The sequence below is a fragment of the Haloarcula litorea genome (genome assembly GCF_029338195.1).
GTDB lineage: Archaea > Halobacteriota > Halobacteria > Halobacteriales > Haloarculaceae > Haloarcula > Haloarcula litorea.
This window is the reverse complement of sequence record NZ_CP119779.1, coordinates 2,387,089-2,400,556: the sequence shown is the minus strand read 5'-3', so window position 1 is coordinate 2,400,556 and position 13,468 is coordinate 2,387,089. Positions and strand designations below refer to the sequence as shown.

General features: G+C 70.0%; 12 protein-coding genes. 6 read left to right on the top strand and 6 right to left on the bottom strand.

What is annotated here, in order from left to right:
• Window positions 1-49: 49 nt before the first annotated feature.
• From P0592_RS12945 to P0592_RS12930, 4 genes are all read right to left on the bottom strand, one after another.
• Window positions 50-1,579 (bottom strand): methyl-accepting chemotaxis protein, encoded by a 1,530-nt coding sequence (locus P0592_RS12945; RefSeq protein WP_276271315.1) that lies wholly within the window; start codon window positions 1,577-1,579, stop codon window positions 50-52.
• Window positions 1,580-1,750: 171 nt separating this feature from the next.
• Window positions 1,751-2,920, bottom strand: coding sequence for a cell division protein FtsZ (ftsZ, locus tag P0592_RS12940; protein WP_276271314.1), 1,170 nt, complete (start codon window positions 2,918-2,920; stop codon window positions 1,751-1,753).
• A 104-nt stretch (window positions 2,921-3,024) separates the two neighbouring features.
• Window positions 3,025-4,380 (bottom strand): D-aminoacyl-tRNA deacylase, encoded by a 1,356-nt coding sequence (locus P0592_RS12935; protein ID WP_276271313.1) that lies wholly within the window; start codon window positions 4,378-4,380, stop codon window positions 3,025-3,027.
• Window positions 4,380-5,765 carry a sodium:calcium antiporter gene (locus P0592_RS12930; protein WP_276271312.1) on the bottom strand — a complete coding sequence of 462 codons (1,386 nt, stop codon included), beginning with the start codon at window positions 5,763-5,765 and terminating at the stop codon, window positions 4,380-4,382. The genes P0592_RS12935 and P0592_RS12930 overlap by 1 nt, the downstream gene beginning before the upstream one ends.
• Window positions 5,766-5,865: 100 nt before the next feature.
• On the opposite strand from P0592_RS12930, the gene P0592_RS12925 reads away from it, so the two are divergent.
• From P0592_RS12925 to P0592_RS12905, 5 genes are read left to right on the top strand one after another with little or no spacing between them, the layout of a single operon-like run.
• Window positions 5,866-6,663 carry a shikimate dehydrogenase gene (locus P0592_RS12925; protein WP_276271311.1) on the top strand — a complete coding sequence of 266 codons (798 nt, stop codon included), beginning with the start codon at window positions 5,866-5,868 and terminating at the stop codon, window positions 6,661-6,663.
• A gap of 46 nt (window positions 6,664-6,709) precedes the next feature.
• Complete coding sequence (locus P0592_RS12920; protein ID WP_276271310.1) at window positions 6,710-7,198, top strand: helix-hairpin-helix domain-containing protein; 489 nt, start codon at window positions 6,710-6,712, stop codon at window positions 7,196-7,198.
• A 48-nt stretch (window positions 7,199-7,246) separates the two neighbouring features.
• A complete protein-coding gene (gene pabB, locus P0592_RS12915) occupies window positions 7,247-8,725 on the top strand; it encodes an aminodeoxychorismate synthase, component I (protein WP_276271309.1) in 1,479 nt (492 codons plus the stop codon).
• Complete coding sequence (locus P0592_RS12910; RefSeq protein ID WP_276271308.1) at window positions 8,722-9,375, top strand: anthranilate synthase component II; 654 nt, start codon at window positions 8,722-8,724, stop codon at window positions 9,373-9,375. Before pabB ends, P0592_RS12910 begins: the two co-directional genes overlap by 4 nt.
• Complete coding sequence (locus P0592_RS12905) at window positions 9,360-10,232, top strand: aminotransferase class IV (RefSeq protein WP_276271307.1); 873 nt, start codon at window positions 9,360-9,362, stop codon at window positions 10,230-10,232. Before P0592_RS12910 ends, P0592_RS12905 begins: the two co-directional genes overlap by 16 nt.
• A gap of 92 nt (window positions 10,233-10,324) precedes the next feature.
• On the opposite strand, the gene P0592_RS12900 is transcribed toward P0592_RS12905, so the two are convergent.
• The gene (locus tag P0592_RS12900; protein WP_276271306.1) at window positions 10,325-11,623 is read right to left on the bottom strand and encodes an alpha-amylase domain-containing protein; all 1,299 of its coding nucleotides are present in this window, start codon (window positions 11,621-11,623) and stop codon (window positions 10,325-10,327) included.
• A 271-nt stretch (window positions 11,624-11,894) separates the two neighbouring features.
• Window positions 11,895-12,953 (bottom strand): saccharopine dehydrogenase family protein, encoded by a 1,059-nt coding sequence (locus P0592_RS12895; protein WP_276271305.1) that lies wholly within the window; start codon window positions 12,951-12,953, stop codon window positions 11,895-11,897.
• 96 nt (window positions 12,954-13,049) lie between these two features.
• On the opposite strand from P0592_RS12895, the gene P0592_RS12890 reads away from it, so the two are divergent.
• Window positions 13,050-13,466, top strand: a complete 417-nt coding sequence (locus P0592_RS12890; RefSeq protein WP_276271304.1) for a Rieske (2Fe-2S) protein — start codon at window positions 13,050-13,052, stop codon at window positions 13,464-13,466.
• Window positions 13,467-13,468: the final 2 nt, after the last annotated feature.

The window sequence follows — 13,468 nt, the reverse complement described above, 5'->3', positions numbered from 1 at the left end:
GGGACCGGAGGTGGGTGTGGATACACCCTAACTAGTTAGCACGTGGTGCTCAGCGACCGTCGCCGCCACCGGACAGGCGGCTGACGGTGGCGTTGATCTCGTCGACCTGCCGGGTCTGTTCCTGCGTGTTCTCCGCGGCGGCCTGCATCTCCGCGGAGATGTCTTCGGCCCGCTGGACGACCTCGTCGAGCATACTCGCGATCTCCTCGGTGCTCGCGGCCTGGTCGTCCGTCGCCGCCGAGACCTGTTCGATGCCCTCGGCCGTCTCCTCGATGGCGGTGACGATGTCGGTCAGGGCCTCGGTGGCGTCCTCGACCTGATCGATGCCCCGTTCGACCTGTTCGGTCGTCTCTTCGAGGTTCTCGACGGTCGCCTGGGTGTCGGTCTTGATGCGACCGACCATCTCCTCGATCTGGGAGGCGCGTTCCTGGGACTCCTCGGCGAGGTTCTTCACCTCGTCGGCGACGACGGCGAACCCCTCGCCGGCCTCGCCGGCGCGGGCGGCCTCGATGGAGGCGTTCAGCGCCAGCATATTCGTCTCGTCGGCGATGTCGTCGATGACCTCGACGATCTCGTCGATCTCGTCCATCCGGTCCCGCAGCGAGGTGACGTCCTCGGTCACCTCGGCGGCGGACTCGCCGACGTCCTGCATCACGCGCTCGGTCTCCTCGGCGGTCTCCTGGACCTCCGAGGCGGCCTCGTCGGCGCTGCGGGCGGTCGAGGCCACCTGATCGCTCGTGGAGGCGATCTCCTCGATGGTCGCCGAGAGCGACTCCACCTCCTGGCTGACGCTCGCGAGCGCCTCGGACTGCTCGTCGGAGAGGTTCGAGACCCGCTGGCTGCTCTCGGCGACCGACTCCACGGAGTCGTGGAGGTCGTCGGTCCGGCCGGCGACGTCCGAGACGATGTCGTCGAGTCGCGCCGCCATCTGGTTGAGCGAGTCGACGACGTCGAGCAGTTCGTCGTCGACGTACTCGGTCTCCTCGACGGACGCCCGAGACTGGAGCTGGCCGGCCTCGATGTCGGCCATCGTGGACTGGAGTTCGGCGACCATCCCCCGGAGCTGGTCCTGGCGCTTCGCGTCCTCGGTGCGGTCCTGTATCATCTCGACGACCCCGGTCAGTTCGCCGTCGCCGTCGTACATCGGAGCGGCGCTGAACCGGATGTGCCGGTCCTCGCCGCGGGCGTCTTTCATCACGCTCTCGTCGGCGTACAGCGTGTAGTCGACGTCGTCGACGCGTGGCACGTCGTACTCCTCGTCACAGTTCTCCGGGGCCTCGATGACCTTCTCGGCGAGGGTCATCGACCGCCGGCCGTCGTGGTAGAACGCCGGACCGACGACACCGTGTTCCTCCGCGAGTTCGATCGCGCCGGCCTCGGACTCCCCGGTCAGAGCCGCCAGTGAGCTGTTCCAGTGGGCGATGTCGCCGTCGGCGTCGAGCACGAAGATCGGTGTGTCGACGCGGTCCAGGATCATCCGGTAGTGGAGTTCGTCGGCTGACTCGACGGGGTCGACCACCGTGCCTCCGTCCGTGGTCGTCTCGCTGTCGGGAGCTGTTGACCGGTCCTCGCTTCGCATATGAAACAACAACTCATAGACGGTCGTATAACGTTTATTGTGCTCGTGTGACACGACCCGGGTCGAGTCGGCCTGACCGGACCGGAAGAGGCTCGCTGGGCCACAGCCGCCGCTGTCGTCCGTTCGAGAAGGAGAGTGAGTGGCGGAACGACGGTGCGGCGGAGAGACCTGTCAGTCGACGTAGTCGATGTCCTCGCCGAGCTGTTGGGCGGCCTTCTCCTGCTCGGCCTCGCTCTGTCCGTAGATCTGCGGGCTCTCGACGCCGGTGACGACGATCATCGTCTCCATCTTGCCCTCGAACTCGTTGTTGACCGACGCGCCCCAGATGATGCGGGCGTCGGGGTCGATGCGGTCGTAGATCTCCTCGACGACGCCCTCGGCCTCCTCGATGGACATGTCCGGGCCGCCGACGACGTTGACCAGCGCGGAGTTGGCCCCGTCGAACTCCACGTCCAGCAGCGGCGAGCGCAGCGCCGACCGGATGGAGTCCTGGGCCTTGTTCTCGGAGTCGGACTCGCCGAGCCCGATCATCGCCACGCCGCCGTTCTCCATGATGGTGCGGACGTCGGCGAAGTCGACGTTGACGAGGCCGGGCTTGGTGATGAGTTCGGTCATCCCCTTGACCGAGCGCATCAGGACGCGGTCGCAGATCTTGAACGCGTCCTGCAGGGGCATGCTGGGCGCGTAGTCCAGCAGGCGGTCGTTCGGGACGACGATGACGGTGTCCGACACCGCGCGCAGGCGTTCGAGGCCGGCGTCGGCGTTGGCACGCCGGCGCTCGCCCTCCGCGGTGAAGGGGATCGTGACGATGGAGATCGTGAGCGCGCCCGACTCCTGGGCGGCCTGTGCGACCACCGGGGCGGCACCGGTCCCGGTCCCGCCGCCCAGCCCCGCGGTGACGAACACCATATCGGAGCCGTCGATGGACTTCTGGATGTCTTCGAGGTCCTCCTGGGCGGCCTCCTCGCCGATCTTCGGGACCGAGCCCGCGCCGCGCCCGCCGGTGCGCTTGCGGCCGATGAGGATCTTCGTGTCGGCCTCGACCTCGTCGGCGAGGTGCTGTGCGTCCGTGTTGGCCGCCACGAGCTTCGCGCCGTGGATGCCCTCCTCCATCATCCGGGTGACGGTGTTGCCGCCGGCCCCGCCACAGCCGACGACGGTGATCTTCGTCTCGAGATCTTTGACGACGCTCGCGAGCTCGTCGTCGGTCATCTCACCGGAAGTCGACATCTCCTCTCGGCCCGGCGACGAGCCGGTCTGGGACTGGCCCTCGGGCTCGGTCGGAGCCTCGTCTCGCTCCTCCTCGGCCTCGTCGATGGCGTCGTCGATAATCGAGTCCATATTTAAATCCCCGTTACAGACGAACTCACATTAGTTTTCCCCCTGTGTCTGACGCACGGCTGACGTGTTGCCCGTCAGCTCCGTGTCAGGACACCGCCCGGTAATTACAGCGTAAATCGACGTATACGTTCGCTTCGTACGCTCTCCGGCCGTATCTCTTCGCCGTCGACCTCGACGGGCTCTCCCGCCGAGAGGCGGCCGAACGCCGGGCCTTCGGGCACGCCAGCCTCGCGCGCGAGTTCGGGGTCGAAGGTCCGCTCGCGGGCCACCACCTCGCCCCCGTCGCGCTCGACCGAATCGTAGCGCGAGCGGAGCGCGTCGGCGAGGACGTCGACCACGTCGTCGCGGCCATCTCCAGCGGAAACGACGACCGGACCGGCGACCACCGTCCCGTTCTGTTCGGTGCCGAAGGCGACGGTCTCGCTCTCGACCCACGACCGGACCGCCTCGGGATCGACGCCCCGTGCCTCGGCCAGCAGGTCCGCGGGCACGTCGACGACCGCCCAGGACTCGACCCCGCCGGTCGCGGCGTCGCCGAACCGCAACCCCTCGTCGACGCTCCCGACCGCCGACTCCAGTTCCGCGACGAGCGAGAGCGGGACGCCGCTGGTCGTCCGGACGAACGTCTCGTCGACGACCCGATAGCCCAGCCCCTCGACGGTCGATTCGAGCGCGGGCCGGTCGGCGTCAAGCAGCGCGAACTCGGCGGCGCTGGCCGCGAACGCGCGGTCGAGGACCGCCTCGCGGTCGGCCGCGCCGTCTGCCCACTCGTCGAGGGCGTCAAGCGACCAGTCCGCGGCGACGTGGCCGACCGCCCAGTCCGTCTCGCGGAGCACGCGCTCGAAGCGGGGCGCGTAGTGGCCGCCGCCGAGGCCGACCAGGTGTCGCTCGGGTCCGATCGTCTCGCCCGCATCGGAGGCGACGCCACGGAGCGAGAGGATCGCACGGGCGACGGCGTCGGCCGCGTCTGGGTCGCGCCACTGCGCCTCGTCGCTGCCGACCTCGACGAACATCGAGGGCGCGCCGACCTCGGTCGGGCCGTGGTGGGTACACTCCATCCCGACCTCGTAGCCGTCGGGTGCGTGCTCGGCGAGTGCGGTCACGACCGCCCGGTGGGCGTTCGGGCAGGCGCGGGCGAACGATCCGGGGTCGCCGCCGAAGTCGGCCGCGCCAAAGTTCCCGGTGTGGTGGGCGGTCAGGAGCGGCCCCGTCTCCCCGGCGTGCCGGGAGGCGAAGACGAGCAGGTCCGGGTCGTCGAAGGCGTCGGCCGCGCGCTCGATGTCCAGGTGGAGCGCGTCGAACTCGCGGAGCACCGCGCCGTCGGTCCGGTAGACGGTGCCGCCGCCCTCGCCGTCCGGTCGGCTGTCGTCGGTCGTCTGGGTCCACGCGGCGCGGTCGAGCAGTCGCTCGCCGACGTGTGCGGAGGCCTCGTCCGCCCGGGAGACGACGACGCCGAGCATCAGTCGGCCCGGTCGGGGTAGACCGGGTCGCGGCCGACGGCCGTTCGGAACGTGTCCGTGGCCCTCTCGATCAGCTCCCGGAGCGACTCGCGGCGGACGGCAAACAGCGCGACGCCGGCGGCGATGTAGACGGCCGTGTAGACCAGCAGCAGGTCGTGACTTCCGATCGGCAGGGTGAGATACTCCTGGATGAGCGCGAACTCCAGCAGGACCTGCGAGATGAACAGGAGGAACAGCACCAGGGCCTCCCGCAGCGAGATCTCGAAGTTACAGAGGATCGCCAGCGCGAAAAAGGACTGGCCTGCGGTGATCCAGATCTCGGCGGACTGGCGCGCGTCGAAGGGCAACACGCCGTAGGCACCCAGCGCGATGGAGTAGATGACCGCGATGGTGCCGATCAGCAGCGTCCACTGGTTCAGCTTCGAGGAGATGAGCGCGTTGAAGCCGGCCGTCGAGCGGGCCTTGTTGACGAGGACGGCGACCACGATGAGCTCCGGTGACTCGCTGGCCAGCGGCGCGATCCACTGGATCATGAAGAAGGAGGGCACCCCGATCTGCAGCCCGATCTCCTCCAGGCCGTGGGCGAACGGCTCGACGGCCGTGAAGATCATCAGCCCGGAGTACAGGAACAGCAGGATAACGACCAGCGGTCGCCAGGGCAGCGACCAGTCCTGGAAGTACTTCGGGACGCCGACGGTCGGCTCCTCGGTGTCCTTGTCGGACTTGAGGACGAGGACGATGTAACTGACGTACAGCCCGACGAGCAGCAGGGTGTCGAGCCCGCCGATGCCGCCGCCGAGCGGGACGAAGAAGGCCCACAGCGTCGCGGCGAACAGGAACGCGATCTCCGTCGAGATGCCCTTGTCGAGCTCGACCACGTCGGCGAGGAGGCCGTCCCGGCTGGTCACCGACGGGTCGTTCGTCGACGCGGACCGCCAGACGGTGAAGAGGGCGATGCCGGCCCACCCGATGCCGATGAGGATGCGGTTGGCACCGGTCATGTTGGCGATAGCGAGGTTCGCCGAGTGACAGGCCCTGGCGAGTGGCGTCTCGCCGGCCTCGATCTGTGCGGCGGTGAGCTGGCCGCAGGCCTCGATGGTGGCCCCGCCGGCCCCGGCCTGCCAGGCGAACAGCGCGTCGACGGCGTACTCGGGGGCGACGGCGAGGATGGCGAGGACGGCGATGGCGAACGCCCGCGGGACGTCCTCCTCCGCCGTCTCCGCGGCCCACGCCAGCAGGAACGACGATCCGAGCACCGCGAGCCCGGTGATCCCGACGGTCGCGAAGACGCCGAGGTCGACGCCGCGGAGGGAGACGAAGACCCAGCCCGCGGTCAGGAGCACGGCGATGCCGACCTGGACGAGGGGGTGACGGAGACGGCTCACTACCTGAACGGATTGCGGTCGGGGTGGAAAAGTTTGCGAAACCGCCGCCGACCCGCGCGAGAGCGTGGTGTTGATAACGGCGGCGGCCCCCCGGTGGGACATGGACGTCTACGGACTCGTCGGGAACCCGGTCGGACACTCGCTGTCGCCGCCGATGCACGAGGCCGGCTACGAGGCGCTGGGGCTGGACGCGCGGTACGTCACGTTCGAACCGCCCGCAGACGCGGGCGAGGCGGCCGTCGAGGCCGCCGAGACGCTCGGCGTCGCCGGGCTGAACGTCACCATCCCGTTCAAGCGGGACGTGCTCGCCGCCGTCGACCCGGCCCCGCTGGCCGAGCGCATCGGCGCGGTCAACACCGTCGACTTCTCGGGCGAGACCCCGAGGGGGTACAACACGGACGCGGTCGGGGCGGTCCGGGCGTTCGAGCACCACGGCGTCGACCTGTCGGGGACGGCCGTCGTCGTCGGCGCGGGCGGCGCGGGTCGGGCGGTGGCGTTCGGCCTCGCCGACGAGGGCGTGACGGTCGGGATCGCCAACCGGACCGAGTCGACGGCCCACGACCTCGCCGCCGAGGTGCCGGACGCGACCGGCCACGGGCTGGACGAGCTCCCCGACCTGCTGGCCGACGCCGACCTGCTCGTCAACTGCACGAGCGTCGGGATGGACGAGGACGCGTCGCCGGTCCCCGCCGAGGCGCTCCACGCCGACCTCGCGGTGCTGGACGCCGTCTACTCGCCGATCGAGACGCGCCTGCTGCGGGACGCGGCCGACGCCGGCGCGACGACCGTCGACGGCGCGTGGATGCTCCTCTACCAGGGCGTGGCGGCGTTCGAGCTGTGGACCGGTTCGGACGCACCGGTCGCCGCGATGAACGAGGCGCTGCGGGCCGAGCTCTGAGCCGGTACCAGCAAGAGATTAGTGTCGGGGACCAGTAGCTCCGCGTATGGGTCTGCTGGAGAAACTGAAATCCGCGCTCGGTCTCGACGGGACCGAGTCCGCGTCCGACGGCTCGGCCGGGGACGTGGACGTCACGGTCGAGCGCGAGCCGTCTACCGACGACGAGGACGCCGTCAAAGGGACCGACACCGCGACCGACGAGAGCGACGGCGAGGCGACAGCCGCCGACGACACCTCCGAAGACGTCGGCGAGGCCGACGCCGGCGAGGCCGAACCGGTGCCGACGGACGACGCGGACATCGACGCCGAGACCGACGCGGAGCCGGACATCCCCGAAGCCGAACCGGACGAGGGGAGCGACGACCCCGTCACCGAGATCAAGGGGATCGGGCCGGCCTACGCCAAGCGTCTCCAGGGGATCGGCATCGACACCGTCGGTGACCTCGCCGGGGCGGACGCGGGGGAGATCGCCTCGGAGACCGACCTCTCGGAGAGCCGCGTCTCCGGCTGGATCGAGCAGGCCGAGACGTACTGACCGCCGGAACCGCAAGCGAGTTACGCGCAGCCCCGTTCTCTGAAGCTGATGTCATCGGTGGTGACCGACCGGGAATCGTTCGCGCGGGTGGCGGCCGACGCCGACGCCGACGGGGCCGCCCGCGTCCCCGTCGCCGTCGAGGTGGCCGTCGACGACCCCTTCGTCGCGTACCGGCGTGCGCGCGAGGGCGTCGGGGGCGTCTACCTCGCGACGACCGGGGGCCAGTCCGGGTGGGGGTACTTCGGGACGGCACCGGCCGACTTCCGCGAGGTCGGAGCCGACGACGGGTCGGCGCTCGCGGCGCTCGCCGACGTTGTCGACGCCGACGATCTCGCCCGGGGCGACTGCGAGGTGCCCTACCCCTGCGGGGCCGTCGGCTGGCTCTCCTACGACGTGGCCCGCGAACTGGAGGCGCTGCCCGAGAGCGCCGTCGACGACCGGGCGCTGCCGCGGCTCCAGGTCGCCACCTACGACCGGCTCGCCGCGTGGGAGGAGCCGCGGGGCGACGGTCCGGTGACGCTCACCGTCACCGCCTGCCCGCGACTCGACGAGTTCGAGTCCGTGGGGCTGGCCTACGAGTTCGGTAAGCAGCACGCGCTGGACCTCGCACGGGCGGCGATCGAGGGAGACCCCGGGGTCGAAGCACCACCGGTCGAGGCCGACACCGCCGCCTTCGAGGGGGACTGCACGCGCGAGGCGTTCGCCGAGCGCGTCCGGACGGTCAAGCGGTACGTCCGCGAGGGCGACACCTTCCAGGCCAACGTCTCCCAGCGGCTGACCGCCCCGGCGGCGGTCCACCCCGTCGAGGCGTTCGACGCGCTCCGGGCGGTGAACCCCGCACCCTACTCCGCACTTATCGAGTTCCCCGGCGTCGACCTCGTCAGCGCCAGCCCCGAACTCCTGCTCGACGTCGACGGCGACCGGATCGTCACCGAACCGATCGCCGGCACCCGCCCACGGGGCGAGACGCCCGAGACCGACGACGACCTGGCGACGGACCTGCTGGCCGACGAGAAGGAGCGGGCCGAACACGCGATGCTGGTCGACCTGGAGCGCAACGACCTGGGGAAGGTGAGCCGCTTCGGCAGCGTCGACGTGACCGACTACCGCCGGGTCGACCGCTACTCCGAGGTGATGCACCTCGTCTCCGAGGTGACGGGGGACCTGCGCGACGACGCGAGCCTGCGGGACGCCGTCGCGGCGGTCTTCCCCGGCGGTACCATCACCGGCGCACCGAAGCCCCGGACGATGGAGATCATCGACGAGGTCGAGGCGACGCGGCGCGGCCCCTACACCGGCTCGATCGGGATCTTCGGCTTCGACGGCCGGGCGACGCTGAACATCGTCATCCGGACGCTGGTCCGGTACGCCGACGAGTACCACCTCCGGGTGGGGGCCGGCGTCGTCCACGACTCCGACCCCGACAGCGAGTACGAGGAGACGCTAGACAAGGGCCGGGCGCTCGTGACCGCCGTCGACGAGGCGCTGGGCCGGCGGGCCGACCTCTCCGTGGAGGGGTCTCGATGAGCGACCGTCCCCGCTCCGGTGGCGGTGCGCCGCCCAGCGACGACCTCGCGCCCACGATACTGGTCGTGGACAACTACGACTCGTTCGCGTACAACCTCGTCCAGTACGTCGGCGAGGTGGTCCTCCGGCTGGGCGGGAGCGAGGACGACGTGGTCGTCCGTCGCAACGACGCCGTCGACCTCGACGCGATCCGCGAGCTCGACCCCGACGGGGTCGTCGTCTCGCCGGGACCGGGCACCCCCGACGAGGCGGGCGTCTCGATGCCGACGTTCGCCGACCTCCGGTACCCGACGCTCGGGGTCTGTCTCGGTCACCAGGCGCTGTGTGCCGCAAGCGGCGGCGACGTGAGCCACGCCGACGAGGTGGTCCACGGCAAGTCCTCGCTGGTCACCCACGACGGCGAGGGGGTCTTCGAGGGGGTCCCCGACCCCGTCGAGGTGGGCCGGTACCACTCGCTTGCGGTCCGGCGGCCCGACCTGCCGGACGCCCTCGAAGAGACGGCCTACACCGAGGACGAACGCGAGATCGTGATGGGGGTGCGCCACCGGGACCGCCCCCACGTCGGGGTCCAGTTCCACCCCGAGAGCATCCTCACCGACCACGGGAAGACGATGATCCAGAACTTCTGTCAACTATGCAGTATCACGTAGACGGCGACCTCGTCGACGCCGACGAGGCGACGGTGTCGGTCCGGGACCGGGGCTTCATGTACGGCGACGCGGCCTTCGAGACGCTGCGGGCCTACGGCGGGGAGCCCTTCGAGTGGGACGCTCACCGAGAGCGCCTCCAGCACACCGCGGAGGTGCTCGGGTTCGCCGACGCCGTCCCCGACGACCTGCGCGAGCGGGTCGACGAGACGCTCGCGGCCAACGACTGCCCGGACGCCTACGTCAAGGTGTCCGTCTCGCGGGGCGTCCAACCCGGCAAGCTGACGCCCGATCCCGAGGTGGACCCGACGGTGGTGGTCTACTGCAAGCCCCTCCCCAGGGGCGGTCGCGACGGCGACCCGGTCTGGGACGGGCCCGCGACGGTCCAGACCGTCCGCACGCGGAAGGTCCCCGGCGAGTCGATCCCCGCGGACACGAAGACCCACAACTACCTGAACAGCGTCCTCGGGAAGCTGGAACTCCGTCGGTCCGCGGCCGACGGCGACCCCGCCGACGAGTGTCTCCTCCGGGACGTCGACGGCACCGTCGCCGAGGGCGCGTCGAGCAACCTCTTCTTCGTCGCGGAGAACGCCCTCCGGACCCCCAGCGAGGACCTGGACCTCCTGCCGGGGATCACCCGCGACGTGGTGATGGAACTCGCGCGCGACGAGGGCTTTCCCGTCGAGACGGGCCACTACTCGCTGGAGGACGTGCGCGGGGCCGACGAGGCGTTCCTGACGAACTCGACGTGGGAGCTCCGCCCCGTCGAGAGCGTCGACGGCATCGACGTCGGCACCGGCCCGATGACGAAACTGCTCCGCCGGCTCTACGACGAACGCGTCGAGGAACGCCACTACTGACCGCCGAGCGGCGCGACCGCGAGAAGGCCCCGGCCCCGCGATGACAGTCACGGACCGGGCGACGGCTGGTGGTTCGACCGCGGCGGGCGGTCTCAGTACGGCGCGTGGCAGACCCAGCCCTCGGGCGGGACCCAGACGTCGACGTAGCCGCTGCCGTCGGTGGTGATGTCGTTCGCGTTGCCCGCGTAGTCCTTGAGCGTCGTGTTCGTCCACGACGTGTAGACGCGGGCCGACCGCCAGCTGCCGGTGTGGTTCAGGCCCACGAGGAGGTTGTTGTACCGCTCGAAGACGTACAGCGGCCCGGAGGCGTGGCGCTGGTAGGCCTGTCCGCCCGCGAGGTTGTTCCGGATCCACAGGAGGTTCCGGATGTCGTCGTCGCCGACGCCGATGCGGTTGCTGTAGACCCGCGGGTACCCCTCGTAGGTGAGGATGTAGGCGTACGCGAGCTTCTCCAGTTTCGGCGGGGCGCTGTCGTGGTTCGAGACGAACGTCAGCGCCTGGAACGGCGACTGGTCGACGACGCCGGCCCCCTCCAGCGCCCGCATGTCACCGTACGGTTTACAGGCCTCTTTCAGCGCGTAGTGCAGCGGGTAGTCCGTCACCGACATCCCGGTGTCGGCGTACCCCTGACAGTACGGGACCGAGCCGTCGAGACACTCGCCCACCGTCCAGAGCCCGAGGTCGTCGGCCCACTGGTTCGCGTAGTCGTCGAAGAACCACTCGGGGACGTGCTTGACGGCGTCCCACCGGATGCCGTCGACCCCGAGGTTCGCGTACTTCTCGACGTAGTCGTACAGCTGCCCGCGGACGTACGACGACTCCTGTTTCAGGTCCTTGAGCCCGACGAGCCAGTCGTTCTCGACCGACTTCGGGTCCGAGTAGTCGATGGGGTCCTGCGGGTGGAAGTCCCGCTCGCTGAAGTACGGCAGGTCCGCGAAGGTGACCCCCTCCGCGCCACGGAAGTCGTCGTTGGCCGCCATGTGGTTGACGACGGCGTCGGCGACGACGTCCAGGCCCTGTGCGTGGGCCTCCTCGACCATGCTCTGGTACTCGGCTTCCGTGCCGAACACGCTGTTGAAGTTCTTGAGATCGATCGGCTGGTAGCCCAGCGGCGGGTCGGTGACGCTCTTCTGGTGGCTCCGGTCCAGTCGGCTGTACTGTGCCGGCGGCACCTGGATGGCGTCGTACCCCTGGTCCGCGATGGTCCCGAGGTCGCTCTCGACCGTCGTCCAGTCGGTGTGGTAGTACTGATAGACGGCGCTGTCGCCGAGCGCGCTCGCACTGCCCGTCGCAGCCGCCGCACCCGTCGCCGCCGCGCCGAGTGCACCCATTCCCCTGAGTACGTCACGTCGGGAGAAGCCCGCGCTCCCCCCGTCGAAGTTCCGTGTCATCTGCGTGGTTCCCAGTCAGTTTCCGCCTGCAGTGTGCGTGACCGTCACACTCACACCACGAGAAGCGATGAAATCCTACTTCACAATAAATCTATGGACATCGTTCATCGACGATATATCGCCGACCGTAGATATAGCGTCGGGGACACGACGGCCCTGGTCGCCGACGAACGGGACTCACGGCCGTGGACCTCGGCCGGACGGCCCCGGAGGCCGCAGACGTTCAAAATATCCGACGGTAATTTCTATGAGATGTACCGACTACGGGGCCTCAGACCACGTCCTCGCGCTCGACGCCCTCGACGTCGAGCACGAGGTCCGCGCCGTAGGCACCCGCGGGCGTCTGGAAGCCGACCGGTGTGTCGCCGTCGAGGACGCGGCCGAGCGTCGCAAGCGCCGTCCGGACGGTCAGCGTGTACGTGTGTGGCCCCCGCAGGCGCGTGACGGCGCGCTCGCCGTCGGCCGTCCGGGCCTCGCCCCAGACGTGGCTCCGCTCGCCGGCGCGTTCCTCGGCGTCCGGCCCCTCGGTCGTCCGCTCGACGTACCACTGCAGCGCGGCCTTCACCGGTGGCAGTCCCAGCACGGGCGAGAACAGGCCGGCGATGCGCTGCTGGCGGGCCGCGCTCGGCGGCATCGACATGTAGACCGTGACGTTCGGGACCCCCGTGGTGTGGTAGGCCGTCGACACGTCGCCCCACGGAATGGCGGCGGCGTGCATCCCGTCGAGACCCCAGCCGAAGTCGACCGTCCGGGACTCGTGGGCGGGGCCGACCCGCTCGATGCGGCCGTCGCGCCGGACCGCCCCGCCCTCGTCGACGTGTTCGATCATCGTCTTGGCGGTCCCCCGTGAGACGCCCATCTCCGCGTGGAACGCCAGCTCCAGCGAGTCCGCGTCGGGGAGCCGATCCGCGAGGTGGGCCGCGACACAGTCGGTCGGGACCACGTCGAACCCGACGCCGGGTAGCAGCATCACGCCCGCGTCCTCGGCCTCGTCGTCGCGGTCGTGGATGGCCTCGAAGACGCCCAGTTCGCCCGTGATGTCGAGGTAGTGCGTCCCGGTCCGCAGACAGGCGTCGACCATCGGCTCCCACGTCCGCGAGAACGGGCCGGCACAGTGCAGGACCGCCGTCGCGTCCTCGAGGAGCGCATCGAGCACCTGCGGTTCGTCGAGCGACACCACCTCGGACTCACAGCCCAGGTCCGCGGCCTGTCGCCCGACCTTCTCGCGGTTCCGGCCGGCGAGCACCGGGTCCATCCCCCGCTCGACGGCCGCCTCGGCGATCAGGTTCCCCGTGTAGCCGTACGACCCGTAGATGACGAACTCGCCCATGGCCTGGCGTTCTCCGTGCGCTCCGATAAACGTTTGGCGCGTGGTTCGTTTCCGATCGGGGCTTTCAAACCGCGCTCCCCCGTAGCCGGCCCCACGATGGACGAGGACAGCCGCATCGCGGCCGTCGAGGACGTGCCGGCCGACGGCAGTTTCCTGTTTACCGTTCGGGACGGGTTCGACACCGAGGAGGCGATCCTCGTACGCCTCGCCGACGGCGTCGTCGCCTTCGAGAACTACTGCCCCCACTGGCGGGACATCCGCCTCGACAAGGGCAGCGGGGCGACGCGCCGCGGCGACGAACTGGTCTGTGAGAAACACGGTGCCACCTTCGAGTCGGACACGGGGGCCTGTACGTACGGCCCCTGTGAGGGGGCGGTGCTGGAGGAACTCGACGTCACCGTCGCCGACGGCGCGGTGTACCTGACCGACGACCGCTACGAGTTCGAACAGCAGGGGCCGTCGGGCGACCACGACCTCTCCTCGGGCGGGCGCATCGGCTTCTCGGGGCAGTAGCG